Source organism: Sphingomonas sp. PAMC 26621 (genome assembly GCF_000251145.1).
Lineage (GTDB): Bacteria > Pseudomonadota > Alphaproteobacteria > Sphingomonadales > Sphingomonadaceae > Sphingomonas.
In genome coordinates this window covers 1-25,020 of the sequence record NZ_AIDW01000016.1, presented here as the reverse complement: position 1 = coordinate 25,020, position 25,020 = coordinate 1, and the positions used below count along the sequence as shown (strand labels likewise).

Annotated in this window: 25 protein-coding genes and 2 tRNA genes; 13 read left to right on the top strand and 14 right to left on the bottom strand. The window is 66.7% G+C overall.

Annotated features, from left to right (window positions below):
- Positions 1 to 72: 72 nt before the first annotated feature.
- On the top strand, positions 73 to 597 hold the full coding sequence (locus tag RI03_RS08395) for a DUF882 domain-containing protein (protein ID WP_010216629.1): 525 nt from the start codon (positions 73 to 75) through the stop codon (positions 595 to 597).
- A gap of 1 nt (position 598) precedes the next feature.
- On the opposite strand, the gene RI03_RS08390 is transcribed toward RI03_RS08395, so the two are convergent.
- Genes RI03_RS08390 through RI03_RS08370 form a run of 5 tightly spaced genes read right to left on the bottom strand, consistent with a single transcriptional unit; the run spans position 599 to position 3,147 of the window.
- Positions 599 to 871 (bottom strand): type II toxin-antitoxin system RelE/ParE family toxin, encoded by a 273-nt coding sequence (locus tag RI03_RS08390; protein ID WP_010216627.1) that lies wholly within the window; start codon positions 869 to 871, stop codon positions 599 to 601.
- Entirely contained in the window at positions 849 to 1,043 is a 195-nt protein-coding gene (gene relB / locus RI03_RS08385) for a type II toxin-antitoxin system RelB family antitoxin (protein ID WP_010216625.1), read from the bottom strand. The genes RI03_RS08390 and relB overlap by 23 nt, the downstream gene beginning before the upstream one ends.
- Before the next feature lie 32 nt (positions 1,044 to 1,075).
- Positions 1,076 to 1,759: a thiamine phosphate synthase gene (thiE, locus tag RI03_RS08380; RefSeq protein ID WP_010216623.1), complete on the bottom strand. Its 684-nt coding sequence runs from the start codon at positions 1,757 to 1,759 to the stop codon at positions 1,076 to 1,078.
- Positions 1,749 to 2,198 (bottom strand): hypothetical protein, encoded by a 450-nt coding sequence (locus tag RI03_RS08375; protein ID WP_010216621.1) that lies wholly within the window; start codon positions 2,196 to 2,198, stop codon positions 1,749 to 1,751. The genes thiE and RI03_RS08375 overlap by 11 nt, the downstream gene beginning before the upstream one ends.
- 40 nt (positions 2,199 to 2,238) lie before the next feature.
- Complete coding sequence (locus RI03_RS08370) at positions 2,239 to 3,147, bottom strand: class I fructose-bisphosphate aldolase (protein WP_010216620.1); 909 nt, start codon at positions 3,145 to 3,147, stop codon at positions 2,239 to 2,241.
- 136 nt (positions 3,148 to 3,283) lie between these two features.
- Here RI03_RS08370 and RI03_RS08365 point away from each other — a divergent pair, with 136 nt between their 5' ends.
- Together RI03_RS08365 and RI03_RS08360 are read left to right on the top strand one after the other, a co-directional pair.
- Entirely contained in the window at positions 3,284 to 4,480 is a 1,197-nt protein-coding gene (locus RI03_RS08365; RefSeq protein WP_010216618.1) for an MFS transporter, read from the top strand.
- Between the two features lie 53 nt (positions 4,481 to 4,533).
- Entirely contained in the window at positions 4,534 to 5,040 is a 507-nt protein-coding gene (locus RI03_RS08360; protein ID WP_010216616.1) for a TlpA family protein disulfide reductase, read from the top strand.
- Positions 5,041 to 5,068: 28 nt separating this feature from the next.
- On the opposite strand, the gene RI03_RS08355 is transcribed toward RI03_RS08360, so the two are convergent.
- The 3 genes from RI03_RS08355 to gap are packed head-to-tail and all read right to left on the bottom strand — an operon-like array spanning position 5,069 to position 7,736.
- Positions 5,069 to 6,262: a phosphoglycerate kinase gene (locus RI03_RS08355; RefSeq protein WP_026046566.1), complete on the bottom strand. Its 1,194-nt coding sequence runs from the start codon at positions 6,260 to 6,262 to the stop codon at positions 5,069 to 5,071.
- A gap of 5 nt (positions 6,263 to 6,267) precedes the next feature.
- A complete protein-coding gene (locus RI03_RS08350) occupies positions 6,268 to 6,726 on the bottom strand; it encodes an MOSC domain-containing protein (protein ID WP_026046565.1) in 459 nt (152 codons plus the stop codon).
- Complete coding sequence (gene gap / locus RI03_RS08345) at positions 6,726 to 7,736, bottom strand: type I glyceraldehyde-3-phosphate dehydrogenase (protein ID WP_010216607.1); 1,011 nt, start codon at positions 7,734 to 7,736, stop codon at positions 6,726 to 6,728. Before gap ends, RI03_RS08350 begins: the two co-directional genes overlap by 1 nt.
- A gap of 168 nt (positions 7,737 to 7,904) precedes the next feature.
- On the opposite strand from gap, the gene RI03_RS24595 reads away from it, so the two are divergent.
- The 4 genes from RI03_RS24595 (at position 7,905) to RI03_RS08325 (ending at position 9,789) form a co-directional block, all read left to right on the top strand.
- Positions 7,905 to 8,240, top strand: coding sequence for a hypothetical protein (locus tag RI03_RS24595; protein ID WP_238542324.1), 336 nt, complete (start codon positions 7,905 to 7,907; stop codon positions 8,238 to 8,240).
- Complete coding sequence (locus RI03_RS08335; RefSeq protein ID WP_010163486.1) at positions 8,240 to 8,539, top strand: cell division protein ZapA; 300 nt, start codon at positions 8,240 to 8,242, stop codon at positions 8,537 to 8,539. Before RI03_RS24595 ends, RI03_RS08335 begins: the two co-directional genes overlap by 1 nt.
- 459 nt (positions 8,540 to 8,998) lie before the next feature.
- Positions 8,999 to 9,580: a 5-formyltetrahydrofolate cyclo-ligase gene (locus RI03_RS08330; RefSeq protein WP_010216601.1), complete on the top strand. Its 582-nt coding sequence runs from the start codon at positions 8,999 to 9,001 to the stop codon at positions 9,578 to 9,580.
- Positions 9,577 to 9,789 carry a DUF2842 domain-containing protein gene (locus RI03_RS08325; protein WP_010216597.1) on the top strand — a complete coding sequence of 71 codons (213 nt, stop codon included), beginning with the start codon at positions 9,577 to 9,579 and terminating at the stop codon, positions 9,787 to 9,789. The genes RI03_RS08330 and RI03_RS08325 overlap by 4 nt, the downstream gene beginning before the upstream one ends.
- Positions 9,790 to 9,859: 70 nt before the next feature.
- Here the strand turns inward: RI03_RS08325 and RI03_RS08320 are convergent.
- From RI03_RS08320 to RI03_RS08310, 3 genes are all read right to left on the bottom strand, one after another.
- A tRNA-Asp gene (locus RI03_RS08320) sits at positions 9,860 to 9,936 on the bottom strand.
- A 78-nt stretch (positions 9,937 to 10,014) separates the two neighbouring features.
- A tRNA-Asp gene (locus RI03_RS08315) sits at positions 10,015 to 10,091 on the bottom strand.
- A gap of 23 nt (positions 10,092 to 10,114) precedes the next feature.
- Positions 10,115 to 11,347, bottom strand: coding sequence for an AI-2E family transporter (locus tag RI03_RS08310; protein ID WP_010216595.1), 1,233 nt, complete (start codon positions 11,345 to 11,347; stop codon positions 10,115 to 10,117).
- Positions 11,348 to 11,401: 54 nt separating this feature from the next.
- On the opposite strand from RI03_RS08310, the gene RI03_RS08305 reads away from it, so the two are divergent.
- The 4 genes from RI03_RS08305 (at position 11,402) to RI03_RS08290 (ending at position 15,834) form a co-directional block, all read left to right on the top strand.
- Positions 11,402 to 12,883, top strand: coding sequence for an FGGY family carbohydrate kinase (locus RI03_RS08305; protein ID WP_010163481.1), 1,482 nt, complete (start codon positions 11,402 to 11,404; stop codon positions 12,881 to 12,883).
- 148 nt (positions 12,884 to 13,031) lie between these two features.
- A complete protein-coding gene (locus RI03_RS08300) occupies positions 13,032 to 14,423 on the top strand; it encodes a carbohydrate porin (protein ID WP_010216592.1) in 1,392 nt (463 codons plus the stop codon).
- A 113-nt stretch (positions 14,424 to 14,536) separates the two neighbouring features.
- Positions 14,537 to 14,743, top strand: coding sequence for a hypothetical protein (locus RI03_RS08295; RefSeq protein WP_010216589.1), 207 nt, complete (start codon positions 14,537 to 14,539; stop codon positions 14,741 to 14,743).
- Between the two features lie 158 nt (positions 14,744 to 14,901).
- Positions 14,902 to 15,834, top strand: a complete 933-nt coding sequence (locus tag RI03_RS08290) for a glycosyltransferase family 2 protein (RefSeq protein ID WP_138995638.1) — start codon at positions 14,902 to 14,904, stop codon at positions 15,832 to 15,834.
- 438 nt (positions 15,835 to 16,272) lie between these two features.
- Here the strand turns inward: RI03_RS08290 and RI03_RS08285 are convergent, their stop codons facing one another.
- The 3 genes from RI03_RS08285 to RI03_RS08275 all read right to left on the bottom strand — a co-directional run bounded on the left by RI03_RS08285 (position 16,273) and on the right by RI03_RS08275 (position 21,377).
- Positions 16,273 to 17,595 (bottom strand): hypothetical protein, encoded by a 1,323-nt coding sequence (locus tag RI03_RS08285; RefSeq protein WP_238542331.1) that lies wholly within the window; start codon positions 17,593 to 17,595, stop codon positions 16,273 to 16,275.
- Positions 17,596 to 17,834: 239 nt separating this feature from the next.
- Positions 17,835 to 19,583 carry a chloride channel protein gene (locus tag RI03_RS08280; protein WP_010216581.1) on the bottom strand — a complete coding sequence of 583 codons (1,749 nt, stop codon included), beginning with the start codon at positions 19,581 to 19,583 and terminating at the stop codon, positions 17,835 to 17,837.
- Between the two features lie 48 nt (positions 19,584 to 19,631).
- On the bottom strand, positions 19,632 to 21,377 hold the full coding sequence (locus tag RI03_RS08275; RefSeq protein WP_010216579.1) for a class I adenylate-forming enzyme family protein: 1,746 nt from the start codon (positions 21,375 to 21,377) through the stop codon (positions 19,632 to 19,634).
- Between the two features lie 141 nt (positions 21,378 to 21,518).
- Between RI03_RS08275 and RI03_RS08270 the strand changes: the two genes are divergently transcribed.
- Positions 21,519 to 22,754: a serine hydrolase domain-containing protein gene (locus tag RI03_RS08270; protein ID WP_010216577.1), complete on the top strand. Its 1,236-nt coding sequence runs from the start codon at positions 21,519 to 21,521 to the stop codon at positions 22,752 to 22,754.
- A 127-nt stretch (positions 22,755 to 22,881) separates the two neighbouring features.
- On the top strand, positions 22,882 to 24,927 hold the full coding sequence (locus RI03_RS08265) for a 3-hydroxyacyl-CoA dehydrogenase NAD-binding domain-containing protein (RefSeq protein WP_010216575.1): 2,046 nt from the start codon (positions 22,882 to 22,884) through the stop codon (positions 24,925 to 24,927).
- Positions 24,928 to 25,020: the final 93 nt, after the last annotated feature.

Genomic DNA, 25,020 nt, shown 5'->3' with positions numbered 1-25,020 from the left:
CAGATAACGACAGACCGGGACGTTGGGTCCGTTACGACTTCGAAATGTAGCGCGCTGTTTTCGCGACGCGCCTTGCTTGGCGGCGCGATCGCCGGAGGCGCCGCTCTGGCGCTGCCCTTGCCCGCGATGGCGGCAGGGATCGAATGGCGTCTCGCGATCCGCAACGTCCACACCAACGAGAGCGTCGATGCCGTGTTCGCGCGCTCGGGCCGGTTCGTTCCGGCCGGGCTCGCAGAGTTGAACCACGGCCTGCGGGACTGGCGCACGGGCGATTCGATCGGCATGGATCGACGCCTGCTGGCGCTGCTCGTATCGCTGCGACAGAAGCTGGAGCTCAGCGGCAACCGCAAGATCGACCTGATCTGCGGTTATCGCTCGCCGCAGACCAATGCGAAGCTTCGCGCCCGGGGCGGGTCGCACAGCGGGGTTGCGAGCCAGAGCCAACACATGCTCGGCAAGGCAACCGATATCGTGGTGCCCGGCGTGTCGCTCGACCGGTTGCGCGGCGCAGCGCTTGCCCTGGGCGGGGGTGGCGTCGGCTATTATCCGCGCGACGGGTTCGTCCATGTCGATACCGGGCGCGTGCGGCACTGGTAGGTCAGGGATACCTTTGACGGGCGTGTAGAACGGCCAAGATCGTCACAACATCATCAACCACGCGATAAACGATGATATAGTTGCGATGGATAACCGCTTCCCGCGTGCCAGGAAGGCGGCCCGGCTTGTACAACAATGGCCGGACCTGCAGGGTCCCCACCGCCCTCTCGATCAGGGCCTCTACTCGATCGGCCTCACTCGGATTGCGTTCGGCGAGATACTCTACAATCGCTTCGACATCCCGGCGCGTCCTAGCGCGCCAGACGAGCCGCACCGTTCTTTTTCCGATCGATGATCTCGCGAATGCTCGCCATTACCGCTTCGTGCGGAACGTCCGCCTCGGTCGAATCGAGCGCCGACTGAACCTTGGCGCGAAACCAGACGTCGTAGGCTGCAGCATCTTCGGGCATCTCGAATTCGGGCTCGATCGGGGAGAGCTTCGACATGCGCGCGTCCTAGCACGGATCGGGCCTGCGCTCTACCGCTTGAGCACCTCGGCGAACGCCTTCACCGCTGCTGCTTCGTCCTCGCCCCAGACGCCGTGCGATACGGCGAGGAAATCCGCCCCCGCCTTCACCAGCGGCGGCGCATTGGCGGGCGTGATCCCGCCGATCGCGACGCAGGGCAGTTCGAACACGGTCGACCACCAGCTCAGCAACACCGGGTCGGCGACATGCTCCGCAACCTTGGTCGTCGTGGGGTAGAAAGCGCCGAACGCGACATAATCCGCGCCGCCTTCCCCCGCTTCCATCGCGAGATGGCGGCTGGCGTGACAGCTGATACCGATCTGCGCCGTAGCCCCGAGCTCGCTCCGCGCCTCCTGCGGATCGCCATCGTCCTGACCGAGATGCACACCGTCCGCGCCGAGGCGCTTGGCAAGCGCGATGCTGTCGTTGACGATGAAGGCGACGTCCGCATCCGCGCAGATCCGCTGCAGCGGCTCGGCGAGCGCGGCCGCGGCATGCTGGTCGATGTCCTTGACGCGGAACTGGAACGCCGCGACCGGCCCGGCGTCGAGCGCGCGTTTCAGCCGGTCGGCGAAACCCCCGGTGACGTCGAGCGGGGAGACGAGGTACAGCTGGCACGGCGGCCGGCGATAGTCGCGCTTGAACTGCGCGCCGAAATCGGGGTCGAGCGGGCCGAGGGGGTCTTCAATATCCATGCGCTGCCGATAGCGCCGAGATCGCGGCATGGAAAGCCGCGGGATCGTCAAGCTTGTGCGCAACCGCGTGGATCGGCTTACCGCTACGGAGTACCATCGGCTCGGAGAGATCCAGGAAAACGTTCGGCCAGCTTGCCAGCGCGAGGTTGACGACACCGGGTCGCTTCAATGCTGCGGCATCCCATGCCGTTCGCAAACCGGCGATGCTGGATGTCGGGACGGCAATCCGCTTCAGGCTCCCGGCGCGGAGCGTGAGAACCCTGTCGTCCAGCGTTACCGGCAACCGCCTGAACGACCGCAAGAGTAGGACGAGACCGACCACCACGGCCAAATCGAGCGCGCCGACGACGATCGCAGCCGTCGTCCCGAACAGCCCGACGATGACGAGATGCACGACCAGCAGTTCGACGACCGCCAGTCCCAGGAGAACGCCTACCACCGGGCCGAGGCTCCGGTGATAGGCGAACGCCTGCGCGTCCTTACGCTTCGCCCTTGTAGATCGCGATGATCTTGCCGAGCATCTCGAGCGCTTCGTCGCGCGGGCGCTGGAAGGTGTTGCGACCGATGATCGAGCCATTGCCCCCGCCCGCGAGAATGTCGCGCGCATCCTGGTAGACCGCGTCTGCGCCCTTGGCCGCGCCGCCCGAGAAGACGACGATCCGGCGTCCCGCGAAGCTCGACTGGACGACGTGGCGGACGCGGTCCGCCTGGTTCGACCAGTCGGTGCCCTCATACATCGGCTTGGCTTCCTTCTGCTCGATATGATCGCTCGGCAGCTTCACCTTGATGATGTGCGCGCCCAGCATAGCCGCCATGTGCGCGGCATAGGCACCGACGTCGAGCGCGAGCTCACCCGACTTGGGGAGTATCCCGCCGCGCGGATACGACCAGATCACGGTCGCGATCCCGACCGACTTGGCCTCCGCCGACATCTCGCGGATCTGGCCGATCATGTCGAACAGGTCGTCGGAGCCCGGATAGATGGTGAAGCCGATCGCCGCGCAGCCGAGCCGAACCGCGTCCTCGACCGAGCCGGTCACCGCCTGGTTCGCGCCCTGCGCCCAGCTGTTCGAGCTGTTGACCTTGAGGATCGTCGGGATCTGCCCGGCGAAGGTCATCGCGCCAGCTTCCAGCATGCCCAGCGGTGCGGCATAGGCCGAGAGCCCCGCGTCGATCGCAAGCTGATAGTGGTAATGCGGGTCGTACGCCGGCGGATTGATCGCAAAGCTGCGCGCCGGGCCATGCTCGAACCCCTGGTCGACCGGCAGGATGACGAGCTTGCCGGTGCCGCCGAGATGGCCGTGCATCAGGATGCGGCCGAGGTTGGCCTTGGTTGCGGGGCTGTCCGACTCATACTTGTCGAGAATGGCTTTGACGGCAGGCGTCATTGTCTGGATCCTCTTCATTCGTAGTTTTCGGGCGTGATAGTCAGCCGCATGCCGGACTGCAACGCGCCATTCCGGCGTCCGGGCGATTGCACGCGGCGCACTTGCTTTTTACGCTACGGCAAGGCTTTCGGTCCGGATGAGCCATCCCGACACCCACGATCTTTCCCCCGCGGTCACGCTGTTGATGGCGGTCGCGTGCGGCGCGATGGTCGCGAATCTCTATTATGCGCAGACGCTGATCGAGACGATCGGTCCCGACATCGGGCTATCGCCGGGTCTGGCGGGGGCGATCGTCACGCTGACCCAGCTCGGCTACGGGCTCGGGCTCGCCTTCATCGTGCCGCTGTCGGATCTGGTCGAGAACAAGCGGCTGATCCTCATCGCGACGGTCGGCGCGGTGCTCGGCTGCGTCGGGATCGCGATGGCGGAAGGACCGATCACCTTCCTCGCCGCCGCGCTTGTGACGGGTGTCTGCTCGGTCGGCGCGCAGGTGCTGGTGCCGCTCGCCGCCAAATTGAGCAGCCGGGAACGGCAGGGCCGCACGATCGGGCTGGTGATGAGCGGGCTGCTCACCGGCATCATGCTCGCGCGGCCCGTCGCCAGCTTCGTTGCTGGGCTCGCGGGCTGGCGCGCGATGTTCTTCGTGTCGGCCGGGGTTACCGCGCTCGTCGGCGTCGCGCTGCTGCTGATGCTACCCGCGCGCCGTCCGGACAGCACGTTGCGCTACGGCGCATTGCTGGCCTCGTCCGTCGACCTGCTCCGGCGCTACCCGATGCTGCGGTTGCGCGCGGCGTATCAGGCGTTGCTGTTCATCGCGTTCAACATGTTCTGGACCGCCGCACCGATCGTGTTGACGCAGCGCTTCGGGCTGGGGCCGAACGGCGTCGCGCTGTTCGCGCTCGCCGGTGCCGGAGGCGCACTGGCCGCGCCGATCGCCGGGCATTTCGCCGACAAGGGCCGTGCGCGCGCGACCACGCTCGGGGCGCTGGTGCTGCTGACGCTGTCGTTCCTGGCGACCGACATGGTCGTCGCGGCGGGCAGCGTGATCGCCTTCGCGCTCGGCGCGGTGCTGATCGACGCGGCGGTCCAGCTCAACCAGATCTCCGGGCAGCGAATCATCTTCGGGCTCGACCCGGCAGCGGGCGGGCGGATCAACGCCGCGTACATGACGATCGTCTTCCTGTTCGGCGCGACGGGATCGGTGATCGGCAGCGCGAGCATCGCGGCGGGGGGCTGGACGCTGACCAGCCTGATCGGCGCGGGGATCGGGGGCGTGGCGCTGGGGCTGTACGCGCTGTTCGACCATTCCCAGGAAAAGGTCGCAAGGCATTGACCTAGCGGCATTCGTCTTCCACGCTGCCGAATTTGGTCAATGGGGGCATTGATATGCAGGGGTTCGGAAAGATTGTGCGGGGTGCCGCACTCGCATGCGCGGCACTGGGGCTGATCGGGGCGAAGGCGCCGAAGGTCGGCGACGACGCGCCGCCGTTCGTCCTGACGCTGGTCGATGGCAGCAAGGTCTCGTCCGACCAGCTACGCGGACAGGTCGTCGTGCTCAACTTCTGGGCAACCTGGTGCGGTCCGTGCAAGGCCGAACTGCCGCTGCTCGACGCCTATTACGACCTGCAGAAGGCGCACGGCCTGAAGGTCTATGCAATCGCGACCGAGGATTCGGTCCCGATTTCCCAGATGAAGAAGCTGTTCGCGCAGTTGCACATTTCGCCGGCGCGGGCGGTCAAGGGACCGTATCAGACGCTGGGCGCGGTCCCGACCAACTACATCATCGATCGCGCCGGTCGGGTCCGCTACGCCAAAGCCAGCGCTTTCGGGCTGGAGGAGTTGAACAGCGAGCTCGTGCCGCTGCTCAAGGAGCGCATACCGCCGGCCGGTTGAAGCGGCCAGACGGTACGGTAGCAGAGGGTCAGCCGCGCGCGAGCGCCGCGACGCCGGGCAGGTCCTTGCCTTCCATCCACTCCAGGAACGCCCCGCCAGCGGTTGAGACGAAGGTGAAGTCGTCCGCCACGCCCGCCTGGTTGAGCGCGGCAACCGTGTCCCCGCCCCCAGCGACCGAAACGAGCGACCCGCTCTTGGTCAGCGCCGCCGCAGTCTTTGCCAGCGCGACCGTCGCGGTATCGAACGGCGGCGTCTCGAACGCACCGAGCGGGCCGTTCCACACCAGCGTCCGGCAGTTCTTGAGCACGTCCGCCAATGCTTCGGTCGCCGCCGGGCCGACGTCGAGGATCATCTCGTCCGCCGCGACCTCATGCACGTTGACCGTGCGGATCGGCGGGTTGGCGCGGAATTCCTTCGCCACCACCACGTCATAGGGCAGATGGATCGTGCAATTCGCCCCGTCTGCCGCCGCGAAGATCTCGTCCGCGGTGCCGGTCAGCTCATGCTCGCACAGCGACTTGCCGACGTTCACGCCGCGCGCCGCGAGGAAGGTGTTCGCCATCCCGCCGCCGATGATGAGGTGATCGACCTTGGTGACGAGGTGCTTGAGCACGTCGAGCTTGGTCGAAACCTTCGCCCCGCCGACGACCGCCGCGACCGGATGCTCGGGGTTGCCGAGCGCCTTGTCGAGTGCGTCGAGCTCCGCTTCCATCGCACGCCCGGCGAAAGCAGGCAGCTTGTGCGCCAGCCCCTCGGTCGAGGCATGCGCGCGGTGCGCGGCGGAGAAGGCGTCGTTGACGTACAGGTCGCCAAGCGATGCGAACCGATCGACCACCGCCGGATCGTTCTTTTCCTCGCCACCGAAGAAGCGCGTATTCTCGAGGATCGCGACGTCGCCGGGTGCAAGCGCGGCAACCGCCGCTGCATCGCCTTCCCAGTCGACATACTTGACGGGCCGCCCGAGCACGTTGGCATAAGGCTCGACCAGTTGCTTGAGCGACAGTTCGGCCGAAGGCGTGCCCTTGGGCCGCCCGAAATGCGCGAGGATCAGGACGATCGCGCCCTTGTCCGCCAGCTCGGTGACGGTCGGCAGCGTCGCGCGCAACCGCGTGTCGTCGCTGACCGCGCCGTCCTGCATCGGCACATTGAGATCCTCGCGCACCAGCACGCGCTTGCCGCGTACGTCGCCGATATCGTCCAGCGTCTTGAAGGCCCGTGTCATGTCCATCACTCTCCAAGAATCAAAATCGTGTCGCCGACGCGGATCGTCCCGCCGACAAGGACGCGCGAGCACGCGCCCCCGCGCCAGTCGATCATCATTGCCGCGCGCAGGCCCGGCGCGAGCGCTTCCATCCGCTCGCACGGATCGGTCTCGCGCGTGATCATCAGCTCGACCGTATCGCCGATCCGCAGCCGCGTGCCCGGCACCTGCGGCAGGTCGAGTCCCTCGACCAGCAGGTTGGCGCGTCGCGCGGACCAGGGCAGACTATGCCCGACCTCGGCCATCGCGGCGGCCCAGTCGCCTGCCTCGAGCAACGTCACCTGCCGCCGCCCCTTGCCGCCGGGCTTGATCGTCCCGCGAAAGTCGCCGTGGAGACCACCGTCCAGCGTCACTTCGACGTGGTCGATGGTCTCCATCGGTCCCTTGGGCCGACTGTGGCGAGCGATTCCCGCCAGCGTCCCCATCAGAGGAACTTGCCCATCGCCCCCGCGGTGTCGACCATGCGGTTCGAGAACCCCCACTCATTGTCATACCAGCTGACGACGCGGACGAGCTTGCCGTCGAGCACGGCGGTCTCGAGGCTGTCGATCGTCGACGACGCGGGCGTGTGGACGATGTCGATCGAAACCAGCGGCTCGTCCGAATAGACCAGCACGCCCTTGAGCGGACCGCTCTCCGACGCAGCCTTGAGGATCGCGTTGACCTCTTCCTTGGTCGTGTCGCGCTTGGGCATGAAGGTCAGGTCGATCAGGCTGCCGTCCGGAACGGGAACGCGGATCGCCGACCCGTCGAGCTTGCCCTTGAGCTCAGGCAGAACCTCGCCGACCGCGCGCGCGGCACCGGTGGTGGTCGGGATCATCGACATGGCGGCGGCACGCGCGCGACGCAGGTCGGGGTGGATCTGGTCGAGGATCTTCTGGTCGTTGGTGTATGCATGGACCGTCGTCATCAGCCCGCGCTCGATCCCGATCGCATCGTTGAGAACCTTAGCGACCGGCGCGAGGCAGTTGGTGGTGCAAGACGCGTTCGAGACGATCGTGTGCCCGGCTTCGAGCTTGTCGTGGTTGACGCCGTAGACGACCGTCAGGTCGACGCCCTTGCCGGGTGCCGAGATCAGCACGCGCTTGGCGCCCGCATCAAGATGCTTCTGGCAACTCTCGCGATCGGTGAAGAAGCCGGTGCATTCGAGCACGATGTCGATGCCCTGCTCGGCATGCGGCAGGTTGGCGGGGTCACGCTCTGCGGTGACGCGGATGCGCTTGCCGTCGACGACCAGATCGTTGCCCTCGGCCGAGACATCGCCCGGATACCGTCCGTGGACCGAATCGCGGCTGAACAGCCACGCGTTCGACTTGGCATCGGCAAGGTCGTTGATCGTGACGAGCTCGAGCCCGCTGTCGGCCCGCTCGAGAATCGCGCGCGCGACGAGGCGACCAATGCGCCCGAAACCGTTGATCGCTACCTTGACCGTCATCGTGATGCGCTCCTCAAGCTCTTGCTCGGCGCGGCACGGGCCGACGCCGACTCTAATTGCACGAGCGCGTCTTTGCGGGGCGCAAGCCAGCGCGTCAACCGCCCGGCATGACGCAAAGCCGTCACAAATGCGCCTTGTAGCGGGACGGTCCCATGCTATCTCGCGACGATGGCAGACCCCATCGCCACCCAGGCACCCCCCGCAGTATCGCCCGATCGTACCCCCCAGCCCCCCGTTCCCACGGCAGAGCCGGGGGCGCCGACGTCGCTTTCGCCCGAAGACGCGCAAAAGCGGATGATCGACCGGATCGAGGATGCGCTCACGCGGATCGACCTTGCCACCCGCAAGCGGGCAGAGGCGCTGTCCCGGATGGAGCAGCGCCACAGCGCGTTGCGCGAGCGGATGACCCAGACGGTCGCAGCACTCGATACGGTCCTCGCTGCGGCCGACGCGGCGAGTCCCGCAGAACTCGCTCCCGATGCCGCCGAAGAGGGAGACGCCTGATGGCCGAAGTCACGCTCACGTTCGGCACGCGCCGTCACACCGTCGCCTGTCCCGACGGGCAGGAAGAGCATTTGCGCAGTCTCGGCGCGATGCTGGCCGCGAACTATGCGGTCGCCGAAAAAGCCTCGGGCGGACTCAGCGGCGAGCGCACGATGCTGTTCGTCGCGCTGATGCTCGCGGACAGCCTCGACGAGGCCAATCGCCGCCCCGCGCCGTCCCCCGCCGTCTCTCATGACGAGGTGCTGCTGGGGTTGATCGCTGAGCAACTCGAAATGCTCGCGCACCGGCTTGAGCAATAAGCCGCAAGCGCCTATATCAGTACGTGGCGGGCACTGCCCGGTACGAGCCTTTATTATCCCTGAGGCTATTCTTCATCCAAGGGGGTTGTCCCTGCCCGGGCCCTGGCCCGACGCACATGATCCCCACCTGACGTACCGTGCGTCAGAGGATAACCCGGCACACGGCCACGGCGGTCCCGCCACCCGCTTCTTATATCGCGTCCGCCCGCCTCGATGGGGGCGTTGAGGCGAAGCAGTGCGCCGATCGACGCTTGCCGCAAACACGCCGTCGCGTTGATAGCCCCCACCCTCTCAGCGCCGTCATCCCGAACTTGTTTCAGGATCCACCGTGCCGCTAAGCCTGCCGCCGGACGAACGCGCACCTTGGTGGACCCTGAAACGGGTTCAGGGTGACGAGGTGCAGAGGGTCGGGCGCGACGCTATCGACGCCCAACGCGGCTTCAGCCTATCACCGGCCGGATGACGCCCCCAGCCACCCCCGCAATCGACAAACCCGCCCTCCGCGCCCGGATCCGCGCCACGCGCGACGCCTTCCACGCCGCCGCCGCACCCGTACTCACGCCGCCCGCGCCGTTCCTCGCGCTGCTGGCGCCCGGCCGCGTCGTCACCGCCTACGTCCCCGTCGGGAGCGAGGCCGACCCTGCCCCGCTCGCCCGCGCCGCCATCGCCGCCGGCTGCACGCTGGCGCTGCCGCACGTGACCACGCGCGCCGCGCCGATGCGCTTCCTCGTCTGGCATCCCGACGACGCCCTCCACCCCGGCCCCTTCGGCCTGACCCAGCCGCACCGCGAATCCCCCGCGCTGGCTCCCGACGTCATCCTCGCCCCGCTGCTCGCGTTCGACGCCAAGTTCGACCGGCTCGGCCAGGGCGCGGGCTATTACGACCGCGCGTTCGCCGCCTTCCCGGATGCACGCCGGATCGGGGTTGCGTGGAGCGTGCAACAGGTCGACACCCTGCCGACCGATGCGTGGGACATGCCGCTCCACGCGATCATTACCGAAAATGGATGGATAGCCCGACCGATGGACCGAGCAGAATGACCCCGAGCTGGCGCAAACCCGTAGGCATGCTCGCGATCCTCGCGCTCGTCACGATCTGGTGCGTGCTTGCCGCAAGCCTGTCGGGTGTGGTCGGCGGATGGCACCCGCTGCTGCAGGCGCTTTATTATCTGGTCGCGGGAATCGCGTGGATCTGGGTGCTGCCGCTGCGGCGCATGCTGGCATGGATGGAAACCGGCCGCTGGAGCTGACGGTTTGGGGCTGAAGGGGTTGTCGCGCTGAACGGGCCTCGGCCCAGGGCGCCATTCCCCGGATGAGGAATGGCGCGAGTGACGGGGCTCGAACCCGCGACCTCCGGCGTGACAGGCCGGCGCTCTAACCAACTGAGCTACACCCGCGCAGATCGGACCCGAAGGGCCCGAGATACCGGATCATGACACTTCCCGTACCATCCTGCACCGAAAAAATCGGGGGAATGGCGCGAGTGACGGGGCTCGAACCCGCGACCTCCGGCGTGACAGGCCGGCGCTCTAACCAACTGAGCTACACCCGCTTGAGAAGCGTGAGGCGCGGCTCCTAAGCGACCCCCCCTACCCTGTCAACAACCGTTTCTGCATCGGTCGCGGTTGTCGCGAAATTCGGCTGGCTGCGCTTGGTCAGCGTACCGTGTTCGAACAGGAAACCCGCGATATCGGGCTTGCCCGCCGCGCGCACCACGGTCTGCAGGATAATCAGCAGCGGCACCGCGAGCAGCGTCCCCGCCGTTCCCCACACCCACGACCAGAAGCTGATCGAGACGAGAATCAGGATCGGGTTGATCGTCAGGCGATGCCCGACGATCAGCGGCGTCACCGCATTCGCCTCGATGAGATGGCACCCCATCATGATGAACGCGGGAAGCAAGGCGACCCAGATGTCGTGGAAGGTCATCAGCCCGCCCAGCGCGAGCAGCCCGGCCGCCGCGATCGGCCCGAAATAGGGGACGTAGTTGAGCAATGCGACGATCCCGCCCCACATCAGCGGGTACGGCATCCCCATCACGTACAGCACGCCCGCGATCAGCACGCCCAGCGTGAAGTTGATGATCGTGATCGTCCCGAGATAGGCCGAGGTATCGTCGACCACGTTCTGGATCACGCGCGCGGTCGCCATCGCACCGCCGAAGCTCGACCGGCTGGTGATCGTGCGCTTGCGCATCCGGGTCCAGCCCGAGAGGAAGAAATACACCACCAGCACCCCGAAGAACACCTGGATGATGACCGACGGCGCGGACGTGGCGGCGAGTTCGAGGATCGAGCTGGGGGGCGCGACCGCCGCGGTCTGCGGCGACTTGACCGGGCCCGACGCGGCGAGGTGCTGGACCGTTCGGTTGAGATATTTTTCGAGGCTCGAATAGAGATCGATCAGCGGCGCGATGTTCATCTGGATCCGGTCGATCCGCTCGGGCAGCCGGCGGAAGAATTCGGTCGCGGGCACGATGATCGCCGCGAGCGCGACGTTCGCCGCGACCAGGAACAGCAGCACGCAGGTCAGTGCCGCGAGCGCGGAGGGCACGCGCCGCCGCTCGAGCCATTCGAGCACCGGCACGAGCGAAATCGCGATCACCAGCGCCGCCGTCGTCGGCAGGAAGAACTCCGCCCCCGCCTTGAGCGCGAACGGCATCGCCATCGCCAGCCCGACCCCCGCGGTCAGCGTCAGCGCCGCCAGCAACCGGTCGCGCCTGAGCCCGATCCGCGCCTCGTCCTCCGGTTCGCCGCCCGGTGACGCCAGCCCGAAGGCGCCCGATGTGTTGTCGTCTCGTTCCGCCATGCGGACGACCCTAGCGGCATTCCCTCGTTCCGCAATCGGCGCTAGCGTATCGCGATGTCAGATCTGATCCTGGTTATCGACGAAGGCACCACGTCGACCCGCGCGATGCTGTTCCAGCACGATGGCACCTGCATCGCGACTCGCGCGGCGGAACTGACCCAGCATTATCCAGAGCCCGGCCGGGTCGAGCATGACGCCGCCGAAATCTGGGAGCGCACGCTCGCGGTGACGCGCGCGGCGATCGCGGAGGCTGGCGGCGCTGAACGAATCGCCGCGATCGGGATCACCAACCAGCGCGAGACGGTGGTGTTCTGGGATCGCGAGACCGGCGAACCGCTTGCCCCCGCGATTGTCTGGCAGGACCGCCGCACCGCGCCGACCTGCCGCGCGATGAAGGAGGCGGGGCATGAAAGCATGGTCCAGGCCAAGACCGGCCTACTGCTCGACCCCTATTTCTCGGGCTCCAAGATCGGCTGGGCGATGCAGCACTGGCCCGCGGTGCGCGACGCGGGCGACCGGCTCGCGGTCGGCACGGTCGAGAGCTGGCTGATCTGGAAACTCACCGCGACCGACGGGCGCGGCGGGCTCCACATCACCGATGCGACCAACGCCAGCCGCACCGCGCTGATGGCGATCGGCAGCGGGAACTGGGACGACGGGCTGGTCGAACTGTTCGGAGTCCCGCGCGGCGCGCTCCCCGAGATCGTGGATTGCGCGGGGCAATTCGGCGAAACCACCCTGTTCGGCCCCGCGATCCCGATTTGCGGGATCGCGGGCGACCAGCAGGCTGCGACGATCGGGCAAAGCTGCCTCAAGATCGGGCAGACCAAGGCGACCTTCGGGACCGGCGCGTTCGTGCTGAGCCAGGCCGGACCGATCCCGCCGACCTCGCGCAACCGGCTGCTCTCGACGATCGCGTGGCAGATCGGCGGGCGGCGCTCCTATGCGCTCGAAGGCTCGGTGTTCGTCGCGGGATCGCTGATCAAATGGTTGCGCGACGAGATCGGGCTGATCGGCACCGCTGCCGAATCCGAGGCGCATGCGCATAGCGTGGCGGACAATGGCGGGGTCTATCTCGTCCCCGCGCTGTCCGGCATGGGCGCGCCGTGGTGGGAGCCCGATGCGCGGGGTGCCTTGTCCGGCCTGAGCTTCTCGACCCGCAAGGCGCATATCGTCCGTGCCGCGCTCGAGGCGATGGCGCATCAGGCGCACGACCTGATGACCGCCTTTGCCGCCGACGGGGTCGACTGGGCGTGCGTGCGGATCGACGGCGGGATGGTCGCCAACAACTGGATGGCGCAGGACATGGCGGACATGCTCGGGATCGACGTCGAACGCCCGAAGTTTGCCGAAACCACCGCGCTGGGCGCGGCGATGCTCGCGGGGGTCGGCTGCGGCTGGTTCGACAGCCTCGAGGCGGCGAGCGCGATGCGCGGCGCGGTCGAGACGTTCTCGCCGACGCTGGACGAGGCGCCCCGCCAGGCACGCCTGGCGGGCTGGAAACGCGCGGTCGAGGCGGTGATCGCCGGCGCGTAAGCCGACCGCCTCGGGCATCCGCTGGATGCCCGTCCCGGCCCGCCTGCCCGACCGGCATTCCGGCTTTGACCCGTCGAGCCCCCCCGGCTAGGCGCGGCGGCGAGTCGGGGTACGGCGGTGTCGTCGCCGTTGCGGCAAGGGGTGCGTCATGGTTCATCAGGCTCTGCGGCTGCTTCGGCAGGCGGCACCGTTCGCGCTCGCGCTGGGTGCGTCGCCGGTGTTCGCGCAGGCGGGTTCCTCCGCGACCGCCGGCTCGGCCCCGATTGCCGCCAAGCCCGCAGCGCCCGAGGCTGATACCAGGCCAGAGACGATCGCGTTCCACGCGCAATTCACCTTCGTCGGACAGGCGAACGCGGCGTTCCGCGCCCCCTCGGATGGCCCCAACAGCCTCAAGTCAGGTGGTGACGCCCGCGAGACGACCGATTTCACCGTTTACGCCGGGGTGCGCCCCTGGACGGGTGCGGAACTCTGGATCAATCCCGAGATCGACCAGGGCTTCGGCCTGGCGAACACCCTGGGCGCGGCGGGCTTTCCCAGTGGCGAGGCGTATAAGGTCGGCAAGCGCGCGCCCTATTTCCGGCTGCAACGCCTGTTCCTGCGCCAGACCATCGCGCTGGGCGGTCCCGCCGAACGGGTTGCGGGCGATCTCAACCAGCTCGGTGGCGCGCGTACTGCGAACCGGGTCGTGCTGACGCTCGGCAAGATCAGCGTCGGCGATATCTTCGACACCAACAGCTACGCGCACGACCCGCGCGCGGACTTCCTCAACTGGACCGTGATCGAGGCAGGCGCGTTCGATTATGCCGCCGATGCATGGGGCTACACCACCGGCGGCACCGCGGAACTGTATCGCGGGCGGTTCGCGGTGCGCGCCGGGCTGCTCAACCTGTCGACCGTCCCCAACAGCGAACGGATCGATACCGGCTTGCGCCAGTATGAACTGGTCGGCGAGATCGAGGAGCGCCACACGATCGCCGGGCAGCCGGGCAAGCTCAAGCTGACCGGCTTCGCCAACCACGGCCGCATGGCGCGGCTTGCGGAGGCGACCGCGCTTGCGGCGACGACCGGCCTGCCCGCCGATCCCGCGCCGCTCCGCCGCTTCGCGACCCGCGCGGGGGTGAGCGTCAACCTCGAACAGGCGCTTGGCCCCGACCTCGGGCTGTTCGCGCGCGCGGGCCTTGCCGATGGGCGCTACGAGGCGTTCGAATTCACCGACGTCGATCGCAGCGTCTCCGCGGGCGTATCGATCGCGGGGCACCGGTGGCACCGCACGGACGATCGCGTCGGCGTGGCGCTGGTCGTCAACGCCGCCTCGACCGAACGCCAGCGCTACCTTGCGGCGGGCGGGCTCGGCATCCTCGTCGGCGATGGCAGCCTTCTCCACCCCGCCAGCGAAGACATTGCCGAACTCTATTACGATCTCGCGTTGGCGCACGCCGCGCATCTCACCGCCGATTTCCAGGCGATCGACCATCCGGCGTACAATCGGGATCGCGGACCGGTCGCGGTGATCGGCCTGCGGCTCCACGGACAGATCTGACCGCGCCGCGCGACCGCCGGACGGGCGCGTTTCGAGGCCCCTGCACCGCACCGGGCTTGCGCCGCTTCTCCGCCGGAACCTATTGCGCGGCCGAGCCTTTTCTAGTTCCCATTGTGGCGATCCATACCAAGACCATGCCGACCAAGACCAACCGTTCCGAGTCCCGCGCCACGCGATTGCACCGCGAAGCGATGAATTGCGTGACGTTCGCGGTCCGCGAACGCGACGAAAGCCACGCTGCCGAATTGATCGACGAGGCGATCCGGCTGAAGCGGCGGTCGACCGAGCTCGCTCCATCGACCGATCCCGCGCAGGACTGATAAATCGAACGCCGGTACCAACCGGGTACCGCCGGGGGCCGCGAAACGCGCCCGGACCCTGCTTTTGTGCGGTGGCGTAATCCAAATGGACCGGCTATCGCGCGAGTCGAATGCATTATGACGCCGATGCGTCGCAGCCAGAACAGATGGAGTTCGCGATGACCGCGCCGAAGATTGCCGTTCTTCTCCCGTGCTATAACGAAGAGGCGGCGATCGCCCAGACGGTCGCGGGGTTCCGCGCTGCGTTGCCCGACGCGACCATCTACGTGTACGACAACAACAGCAAGGATCGCACCGTCGCGGTTGCCGAAGCCGCGGGCGCGATCGTCCGGCGCGAACGGATCCAGGGCAAGGGCGCGGTCGTCCGCCGGATGTTCGCGGACATCGATGCCGACGTCTATGTCATGGCGGATGGCGACGCGACCTACGACGCGGCGTCCGCGCCCGCGCTGGTCGCCAAGCTGGTCGACGAGCAGCTCGACATGATCGTCGGTTCGCGGATCAGCGAAGTCCAGGAATCGTACCGGCGCGGGCATCGCTTCGGCAATGCGCTGCTGACGGGAATGCTGGCGAAGCTGTTCGGGCGGTCGTTCACCGACATCCTGTCGGGCTACCGCGTCTTCTCGCGGCGCTTCACCAAGAGCTTCCCGTCACTTTCGGCCGGGTTTGAGATTGAGACCGAGATCAGCGTCCACGCGCTCGAGCTCAAGATGCCCGTCGCCGAGATCGAAACGCCCTATTACGCACGCCCCGAGGGGTCGACCTCGAAGCTGTCGACCTACCGCGACGGCTGGCGGATCCTGCGGACGATCATGACGCTGTACCGGATCGAGCGTCCGGTGCTGTTCTTCGGCGCGATCGCCGCGGCGTTCCTGCTGATCGCCGCGATCCTGACGATCCCGCTGGTCGTGACCTATGCGCAGACCGGGCTCGTCCCGCGCTTCCCGACCGCGATCCTGATCTCGGGGATCATCATCCTCGCGGCGCTCAACCTGTTCACCGGGTTGATCCTCGATACGGTCGTGCGCGGGCGGCTCGAGGTTCGCCGGCTGGCGTATCTGTCTTATCCAGCCCCGGGCGCGCGCGGCTGAGGCGCTACAGCGCGACGATTTTCCGGCTGAGGGTGCCGGAATACGTCTGAGCCCGGAGAGCATCCAGCGGAACCGCTAGCGCGGCGATGCGGCATGCTCTCCGGGCTAAGGCGCGCATGGTGTCGGATCACAACAACGGACCCGCTGCCGGAACGCGCTCCACCTGCCGACAACTGGTCGCGGGGCGTTGGAGGTTGAGCCAACGCCTTAAGCGCGGCGCTCGCGGAGGGACCGCGTGGACCGGATCAGCTACGGGATGCCCCCGGTGTCGTCGCGGCGCTTTATATAGCGAACCGTCCTCGAGGAGCACGGTCTACCCGGGACCATTTCGACCGCTTGGAAACCCCGCGGTCGCGCGCCAACGTCCTCACCGATTCAACGGAAAACGAACTGACAAGACGTCGAGCCATCCTGTTCGACATGGCCCCGGCCACGGCGCTATTGCGCCGCCGGCCGAGACCTCGACAGCACCAAGCCGACGACCCGCCGGACGAACTCGATCGCCATGAAGATCGTTATCCCGTGGATGAGATAATGGTAACGAAGAACCGGCTGGACCACGGCATAGGTCACCGCCGGAACCAGGACCATGATGGCAGGATAGAAATAAGGTCCGCGCCATCTGACCAGCCCAAAGAGCGCGCCGAGCAGACCCAAAGCCGAGAAGAGATATACGAGCATCAACTTCAACTTCATCGTTCGGGTCGGGAAGTCTACGTAGATATTCCACTGCCATTCGGGCGGGAAATAGAACTGTACCACATGCCGAAGGCTCAACGCGGCGAATTGGGTCGGGTGCGCCGCGATCCAGGCCTTTGCCTCCGCGCCGAGCTTGTCGGCATAGATCCGTTCGCCCCCCATCGCCTGCATGGTGTCGAACGCACGCTGGCTTTCCTGCGGATGGATTTCGCGAAGCCGCTCGAGCATGACCGCCTTCTCGTCCCGGTTGCTGACCGCACCCGGATGGTTCGCCAGCGCCAGCTCCATCCCCATGTTGCTGCGCAACGGAATGAACCGGCCGAACGCTTCGTAATTGCGGATCGTCCACGGCGCCAGCACGACGGCAAGCACCACCGCGCCCGCCGCGATGTAGCCCGGCCAGGCGCGGATCGACCGATGGCGGAACAACCAGACCGCCAGCATCGCGAACCCGGCAAGGCCCGCTGCCGGGTTCAGGAAGAACAGGAACGACCCGACGAGGCTGGAGACAACCCATGACCGGATCGTTTGCGGCCCCGGCTGTTCGGGGCGAGTCACGCAATACAGCAATAGTGCGCTCACGAAGCTGGCAAGCCCCCCCTCCCAGATCCGAAAGGTGACGATCTCCAGTTGCGGGAACAAGGGGACGAGGCAGAATGCAGCGAGCGCTGCCAGGCGCCATATCGGCGTCATGCCGATGTGCCCGAAACTCAGGAAAAGGAGATAGGCGGCAGCCAGAACGGTGATGACTGCGGTGGAACTGAGAATGAAGTCCGACACCGCGGAATTCATGCCGAAGATCCGGTAAACATAGCCGGCGTAAAGGACGAGGACAGGCGGCAGATGCGCGGTAAGGCCACTGCCCTTCTCAAAGGCATCAGCAATGGTTCCGTTTCGCGCCACGGACTGGGCTACATTGAGCGCTTCGCCGCCGACGTATTGATCCTTTGCCCTGACCGCGAGCCACCAGACGCGCTCGAACAGTCCGACAAGAAGGATCAGATGCGCTATTCGCCTATAGTTGCCTTCTACTATTTGGATTATACGCACCATTTCGACCACCAACGCTGAATACTGAAACAGAACACGCAGAAACGCTACCATCGAACCGATAGGTATAGTTTCTCCATATATGAGATTCGCTTACCTTCGAACGCGTTATGATTGCCGGTTCAAGGCGCGACTTGCATTGTTTGAACAAAGAGCCTGCGCGGCTGACTATACCGGCAGTGTATAATCACGCTAACGCCAAAGTCCCGGCATCGGTTGCATTCAAAAGCAAACCTGAAACAGCGACTGTCCTAGCGCTCCCCGAACAGGTCGCTCTGCGCCTTCTCGAGCTCCTCCGCATAGCGCCGACGGACGTAGGATTCCGACAGGATCCCGACCACATGCCGGTCCGCGTCGAGCACCGCGAGCTCGTCCGCGCCGCTTGCGTCGAACCGCTTCATCACGCCGGCGATATCCATGTCGATCGCCAGCGCCGCATCGCCGTTGATCGCGACCGTGCCGATCGGTGCCGCCGCGTCCAGCCCCTCGGCATAAGCCGCAGGGGTCTGCACGATCCCGGCGTAGCGCTCGTCTGCATCCACCAGCACGACCCGGCTCGTCGCGCCGAGCGGGAAGCGGTGGCGGAAGTCGGCGATGCTGATGGCGCTGTCGGTCGCGCGGGTTTCACGGCGCATCATCGTGTCGACCGTCAGCGACCGGATCCAGCCGATGTCGCGCGCGCTCTTAATCGTCTCGCCGCGCAGGTGGAGCCGCCAGGTCGAGAAGGAATAACCGAACGTCTCGCGCACGATCGTCGACGACACGAGCGCGGCGGCAAGCACCGCGCCGGTCAGCGCGAAATCCTGCGTCGCCTCCAGCACGAGCATCGCCATCGTCATCGGCCCGCCGACCACCGCGACCGCGAGCGCCGCCATCCCGACCATCGCGGCATTGTGCGGATCGACCACCGGATAGCCCGCGATCAGGTCGAGCACGCCTGCGAACAGATGCCCGACCAGCGTCCCCAGGAACAGCGACGCGAAGAACAACCCGCCGCGATAGCCGAACCCAAGCGAAACGATCGACGCCGAAACCTTCGCCACGAACACCAGCGCCACGAACCCGAGCGACGCCCCCACCGCGATATCCATGTGGAGCGCCCCATGCCCCGATGACAGCACCTGCGGCGACCAGTAAGCGATCGGCATTAGCAGCGCGCCGCCGAGGATCGGCCGCGTCCAGTCCGGCAAGGGAATTTTCCGCGAACCCTGCTCCGCCAGCGCGACCAGTCGCATCAGCGCGATGCCGAGCAGCGCACACACCCCGCCTAGCCCCGCGTACAGCAGATAATGGTGGCTCTCCGGGGGGAGGGTCGCGAAGGAATCGATGACATAGGGCTGCGCGCCGAACAGTTGCGACACGAACACCGCGGAAATCGCCGCCGCCGCAATCGGCGCGATCGCCGACGGGGTGTACGCGCCGATGACGATCTCGAACGCATAGAAGGCCCCCGTCAGCGGCGCGCCGAACGCCGCCGCAATCGAGGCCCCCGCCCCCGCGCCGACCAGATTGCGCAAGTCGCTTCGCCGCAATTGCAGCGTGGCGCCGCTGACCGAGGCGATCACGCTGCCGATCTGCGCATACGCCGCCTCGAGCCCGACCGAAGCGCCGAACCCGTTGGAGATGACCGTCTGTCCCGAGACGACCAGGCTGTCAGAAACCGACATGCGTCCGCCGTGCAGCGCATTCGCCTCGACCGCGTCGACCATCCGCCGCTGCCGGCTCCGCACACCCAAGGAAAAGATCGCCAGCACCGCGCCGCCGAGCGGCAGGATCGCGAGTTGCGGCCACCCGAGCGCAGCCGTCTCGCTGAGCCGCTGCCCGACCGGCAGCGCGAACATCCAGTGCTGCACGGTCCGCGCTAGCGCCGCGACGATCACCGTCCCCAGCCCCGCCGCGGAGCCGATCGCCACTGCGAGCGCGATCAACGCAAATTCGCTCGCGCGGATCTGGCGGCGCATCCAGGCGAGCGGGAGGAACAGGCGACGACGCAACGACATGGCGCCCGTTACTGTGCGCAGCGCGCGCCGCCTACCCCCGGCGGTCGCTCACGCCGCCGCCTCGAACCGATCCGCGAACAGCATCTTGAGGTCCTTCTTGAGGATCTTCCCGTTGGCGTTGCGCGGGAGCGTCTCGGGAACGAAGCGGATTGCGACGGGCGTCTTGAAGATCGCGAGCCGGTCCTTGACCCATTGCTGCAACTCCGCCTCGCTTGCGGTCTTGCCCGCGGCGAGGTGGACCACCGCGACGGGTTCCTCGCCCAATGTCCGATGCGGCACGCCGATCAGCGCGCAATCGGTGACCGCGGGGTGCGCGTACAGGACGTTCTCGACCTCGGAGGAATAGATGTTCTCACCACCACGGATGATCATGTCCTTGGCGCGATCAACAATGAAGACGAACCCTTCCGCGTCCACCCGCGCGAGGTCGCCGGTGCGAACCCAGCCATTTACGAACGTCTCGGCGGTCGCATCGGGCTTGTTCCAATAGCCCTTCACGATCATCGCCCCGCGCGCCCACAATTCGCCGACCTCGCCGATGGCAAGTTCCTGCTCGCCCGCTTCGTCCATGATCCGCAGGTCCGCCACTGCAACCGGTGGCCCCGCGCTGGTCGGGCGGTTGAGATAGTCCTCGCCTGCGTGGCTGGTGACCGTCGCCATCGTCTCGGTCATCCCCCAGCCGTTGCCGGGGAGCGCGCCGAATTCGGTATAGATCCGCTTGACCAGCTCGGGCGCGGAGGGCGCGCCGCCGTAAGCGATCGCCTCGAGCGAAGAGAGATCGTAGCGTGACCGATCGGGATGTTCGAGGATCTGCCAAGCGATCGTCGGCACGCCCCCGGTCATGTGGACTCGCTCGGTCTCGATCAGCTCCATCGCGCGGACGGTGTCCCATTTGCGCATGAAGACGAGCGTGTTCCCCGCCGCGATCGACCCCATCATCGTCGCCGAGCAGGCGGTGACATGGAACAACGGGATCACCATCAGCAGCGTCTTGGGGGTAGGCTCGGGCGGCGCTTCGCCCCGCCGCAGGCTCGCGCGCGCCGCGGAATAGGCCGCCGACAGGATGTTGGTCGTCAGGTTGCGATGCGAGCCGAGCGCCCCCTTGGGCGCGCCGGTCGTGCCGCTGGTGTAGAAGATCGTCGCGGGATCGTCGGTCGCGATCGCGACCTCCGGCCACACCGGCTCGGGGAGCGTGGCATAAGCGTGCGGCGTGCCGATCAGATCCTCCAGCCGCCCCGCGCCCGCGCCCAGCGGCGTCGAGGCGCGCGCGACGAGCGTCGTCTCCACCGCGGGGAACGCCACCCCATGCTCGATCAGCCGCCGATAGCGCTCGTCGTCGACGAACAGCGTCCTGCATCCCGAATCGGTGATCCCGTACGCCAGCTCCCCCGCGGTCCACCACGCGTTGAGCGGCACGACGATCGCGCCGACGATCGCCGCGGCGAAGAAGATCACCGGCCACTCCGGCAGATTGCGCATCGCCAGCCCGATCCGGTCGCCCTTCGCCACCCCCCGCGCAAGCAACGCCTGCGCCAGCGCCGCCACCGCGCGCGCATTGGCATCGTAGGTGACGCGCTCGTCCTCATAGACCGTGAACACCCGCTCCCCATGCGCACGCGACGCCGCGACCAGCCAGCCGAGCGACGGCGGCGCATGTTTCCACACACGAGTCGCGATGCCGTCGACATCGACGGTCTCCATCTCGAACTTCGTCCCCGGCGCGGTCAGCGTGGCGGCGGCATCGGCGAGCGTCATTCGGGGCCAGGCCGGATCGAGCACGACAAGCGGTTGCATATCCAAGACGACTCTCTCCTGCCATCGCGCAAACCGCCAAGTTGAAGGTCGGGTTTGCCGCGTAATCCTGTTTCGCACAGGTTAGTGTTGATTTGCACGCCGCTCAAGGCAATAGGGTGGCAAGCGTTTCGAACGGGGGGTATGGAAGCCGAGATGAATGTCGCGACACCCGTAACCAGCCGATTCGACACCGGCCGCCTGGCGCGGATCGATGCGTTTCTGCAGCAACGCTACCTCGACACCGGCAAGCTCCCGCACGCGCAGATCCTGATCGCGCAAGCTGGCGAGATCGCGCACTTTTCCTCGCTCGGCCCGGCGCGCGAGGGCGAGGCCGCACCGATCGACCAGCAGTCGCTGTTCCGGATCGCGAGCATGACCAAGCCGGTGACCTCGGTCGCGTTCATGATGCTGGTCGAGGAAGGCCGTGTCGCGCTCGACACACCCGTCCACCACGTCCTCCCCGAGTTCAAGGGCGTCGGCGTCTATGCCGGCGGCGGTGGCGGCGTGCCGTTCCAGACCCGCCCGACCGCCGAGCCGATGCGGATGATCGACCTGCTCCGGCACACCGCAGGGCTCACCTACGGCTTCCAGAACCGCACCAACGTCGACGCCGCGCACCGCGAACTCCGGCTGGAGAGCTGGCACGGCAACCACGACCTCGACGGCTTCATCGCCGCGCTCGCCAAACTACCGCTCGAATTCTCGCCGGGCGACGCGTGGAACTACTCGGTCGCAACCGACGTGCTCGGCGCGGTCGTGCAGCGCGTTTCGGGGATGCCGCTCGAACAGGTCTTCCGCGACCGCATCTTCGCGCCGCTCGGGATGGACGACACCTTCTTCCACGTCCCCGAAGGCAAGATCGACCGCCTCACCGACTGCTACACCTTCGTCCCCGAAAAAGGCCGCATCCTCTACGACCGCGGTGCCGCAAGCGCGTGGAGCCGCGCGCCCAAGCTGGTCTCGGGCGGCGGCGGGCTGGTGTCGACCGCGCTCGATTATCATCGCTTCTGCTGCATGCTGCTGGGCGGCGGCGGCCTCGACGGCGAACGCATCCTCGCGCGCAAGACGATCGACCTGATGACGCACAACCATCTTCCCGGCGGGTCCGACCTGTCGAGAATGTCCAAGTCACTGTTCAGCGAAGCGGCGAATGCGGGGACGGGCTTCGGGCTCGGCTTCGCGGTCAACGTCGACGTTGCGCGCTCGATGATCCCGGGCTCGGTCGGCGAATATTATTGGGGCGGGATGTTCTCGACCGCCTTCTTCATCGATCCGGTCGAGCAATTGCACATGGTGTTCATGACGCAGCTCTCGCCGTCGAGCCTCTACCCGATCCGCCGTGAGTTGAAGACGTTGATTTACAGTGCGTTGACCTGACCCTTCGCTTCCCCGGCGAAGGCCGGGGCCCAGTAGCGCCACCTGAGTTGGCGGGCGCTGCGCACGATTACAAAAACCTGCGCGACTCGGCCACGGCCTTCGCCGGGGAAGCAAACAGGAGAGAAGAATGACCGACCCGATGACCGGCCCGATCACCACCCAGCTCCACGACGACGTCCTCGTCATCATCTCGAACAACCCGCCGGTCAACGCGCTCGGCGCGGCGGTCCGCCAGGGCCTCGAAGCCGGGATCAAGGAGGGTCTCGCCAACCCGCAGGTCAAGGCGATGGTGATCCGCTGCGACGGCCGCACCTTCTTCGCCGGCGCGGACATCACCGAATTCGGCAAACCGATGCAGGAGCCGGGCCTCCCCACCGTGGTCGACATGATCGAGGCATCGGACAAGCCCGTCATCGCCGCGATCCACGGCACCGCGCTCGGCGGCGGGTGCGAGGTCACGCTCGGCTGCCATTATCGCATCGCGGTCCCTAGCGCGAAGATCGGCACGCCCGAGGTCAAGCTCGGCCTGCTCCCCGGCGCGGGCGGGACGCAACGCCTGCCGCGCATCGCGGGCGTCAAGCTCGCGCTCGAACTCACCGCCAAGGGTGACCCGATCCCCGCCAAGCTCGCGCTCTCCGCCGGGCTGATCGACAGACTTGCCAATGAAAACAACCTCGAAGCGGACGCGATTGCGTTCGCCCGCGAAGTCGCCGACACCAAAACCTTGCCCCGCGCGCGAGACAAGGTGGCGCAGGCCGCTCCCGAGTCTGTCGCTCAGTTCAAGAAGGACAACGCCAAGCGCTTCCGCGGCTTCGAAGCCCCCGCCGCCAACATCGCCTGCGTCGAGAAAGCCACCGATGGCTCGAGCTTCGACGAGGGTATCGCCTTCGAACGGCAGGAATTCATGAAGCTGATGATGGGCGTGCAATCCGCCGCCCAGCGCCACATCTTCTTCGCCGAGCGCCAGGCTGCCAAGATCGACGGCATCGATCCCAAGATCCCGCTCCGCGAGATCAAGCGCGTCGGCGTCATCGGCGCGGGCACGATGGGCGGCGGGATTTCGATGAACTTCCTGTCGGCGGGCATCCCGGTGACGATCGTCGAAATGGCGCAGGAAGCGCTCGACCGCGGTGCCGGCACGATCCGCAAGAATTACGAAGCCTCCGCCGCCAAGGGCCGGTTGAAGCCCGAGCAGGTCGAACAGGCGATGGGTGCGCTCACCCCGACGCTCGATTTCGACGCGCTCGCGGACTGCGACCTCATCATCGAGGCGGTGTATGAGAATATGGACGTGAAGAAGGAGATCTTCACCCGGCTCGACGCGATCGCCAAGCCCGGTGCGATCCTCGCGTCGAACACCTCCTATCTCGACATCGACGAGATCGCCTCGGTCACCAAGCGGCCCGGCGACGTTGTCGGCATGCACTTCTTCTCGCCCGCCAACGTGATGAAATTGCTCGAAGTGGTGCGCGGCGCGCAGACCGAGGACGATGTGCTCGCGACCGTGATGGCACTGTCCAAGACGATCCGGAAGGTCGCGGTGGTCGCCGGCGTGTGCGACGGGTTCATCGGCAACCGGATGCTGAAGCCCCGCCAGGTCGAGGCGATGAAGCTGCTGATGGAAGGTGCCACCCCCGAGCAGATCGACAAGGTCCATGTCGCATTCGGCATGCCGATGGGGCCGTTCCAGATGAGCGACCTCGCAGGGGTGGACATCGGCTGGCACCGCGACCCCACCCGCATCGAGAACATCCGCGATGCGCTCGCCGCCGAGGGCCGCTGGGGGCAGAAGACCGGCAAGGGCTTCTATGACTATGACGAGAAGCGGACTCCGACGCCGTCCCCGCGCGTGGCCGAGATCATCGAGGATTTCCGCTCGAAATCGAACCTGCAGAAGCGCGAGATCAGCGACCAGGAGATCGTCGAGAAGACGCTCTACACGATGGTCAACGAAGGCGCGCTGATCCTCGAGGAGAAGATGGCGCAGCGCGCGAGCGACATCGATGTCGTGTGGATCTACGGCTACGGCTGGCCGGTCTATCGCGGCGGGCCGATGTTCTGGGCGGATACCGAGGGGTTGAAGACGATCGTTGCGGGGCTCGAGAAGCACGGGTTCGCGGTGGCGGAATTGCTGAAGTCGAAGGCCGAGAGCGGTGGCCGGTTCAATGGGTAACGCACTTTCTTCTCCCTCTCCCCGCTTGCGGGGAGAGGGCAAGCGAGGCGCAGCCGAAGCGCGGGAGAGGGGCAGTACAGACAGGTCGCTCTG

What these genes read in the sequence shown, in the direction of transcription:
- relB (WP_010216625.1), bottom strand. Translation starts at nt 1,043, where the DNA reads ATGTCGAAGCTCTCCCCGATCGAGCCCGAATTCGAGATGCCCGAAGAT.
- thiE (WP_010216623.1), bottom strand. Translation starts at nt 1,759, where the DNA reads ATGGATATTGAAGACCCCCTCGGCCCGCTCGACCCCGATTTCGGCGCG.
- RI03_RS08370 (WP_010216620.1), bottom strand. Translation starts at nt 3,147, where the DNA reads ATGACGCCTGCCGTCAAAGCCATTCTCGACAAGTATGAGTCGGACAGC.
- RI03_RS08365 (WP_010216618.1), top strand. Translation starts at nt 3,284, where the DNA reads ATGAGCCATCCCGACACCCACGATCTTTCCCCCGCGGTCACGCTGTTG.
- RI03_RS08360 (WP_010216616.1), top strand. Translation starts at nt 4,534, where the DNA reads ATGCAGGGGTTCGGAAAGATTGTGCGGGGTGCCGCACTCGCATGCGCG.
- RI03_RS08355 (WP_026046566.1), bottom strand. Translation starts at nt 6,262, where the DNA reads ATGACACGGGCCTTCAAGACGCTGGACGATATCGGCGACGTACGCGGC.
- RI03_RS08350 (WP_026046565.1), bottom strand. Translation starts at nt 6,726, where the DNA reads ATGGGGACGCTGGCGGGAATCGCTCGCCACAGTCGGCCCAAGGGACCG.
- gap (WP_010216607.1), bottom strand. Translation starts at nt 7,736, where the DNA reads ATGACGGTCAAGGTAGCGATCAACGGTTTCGGGCGCATTGGTCGCCTC.
- RI03_RS24595 (WP_238542324.1), top strand. Translation starts at nt 7,905, where the DNA reads ATGGCAGACCCCATCGCCACCCAGGCACCCCCCGCAGTATCGCCCGAT.
- RI03_RS08335 (WP_010163486.1), top strand. Translation starts at nt 8,240, where the DNA reads ATGGCCGAAGTCACGCTCACGTTCGGCACGCGCCGTCACACCGTCGCC.
- RI03_RS08330 (WP_010216601.1), top strand. Translation starts at nt 8,999, where the DNA reads ATGACGCCCCCAGCCACCCCCGCAATCGACAAACCCGCCCTCCGCGCC.
- RI03_RS08325 (WP_010216597.1), top strand. Translation starts at nt 9,577, where the DNA reads ATGACCCCGAGCTGGCGCAAACCCGTAGGCATGCTCGCGATCCTCGCG.
- RI03_RS08310 (WP_010216595.1), bottom strand. Translation starts at nt 11,347, where the DNA reads ATGGCGGAACGAGACGACAACACATCGGGCGCCTTCGGGCTGGCGTCA.
- RI03_RS08305 (WP_010163481.1), top strand. Translation starts at nt 11,402, where the DNA reads ATGTCAGATCTGATCCTGGTTATCGACGAAGGCACCACGTCGACCCGC.
- RI03_RS08300 (WP_010216592.1), top strand. Translation starts at nt 13,032, where the DNA reads ATGGTTCATCAGGCTCTGCGGCTGCTTCGGCAGGCGGCACCGTTCGCG.
- RI03_RS08290 (WP_138995638.1), top strand. Translation starts at nt 14,902, where the DNA reads ATGACCGCGCCGAAGATTGCCGTTCTTCTCCCGTGCTATAACGAAGAG.
- RI03_RS08280 (WP_010216581.1), bottom strand. Translation starts at nt 19,583, where the DNA reads ATGTCGTTGCGTCGTCGCCTGTTCCTCCCGCTCGCCTGGATGCGCCGC.
- RI03_RS08275 (WP_010216579.1), bottom strand. Translation starts at nt 21,377, where the DNA reads ATGCAACCGCTTGTCGTGCTCGATCCGGCCTGGCCCCGAATGACGCTC.
- RI03_RS08270 (WP_010216577.1), top strand. Translation starts at nt 21,519, where the DNA reads ATGGAAGCCGAGATGAATGTCGCGACACCCGTAACCAGCCGATTCGAC.
- RI03_RS08265 (WP_010216575.1), top strand. Translation starts at nt 22,882, where the DNA reads ATGACCGACCCGATGACCGGCCCGATCACCACCCAGCTCCACGACGAC.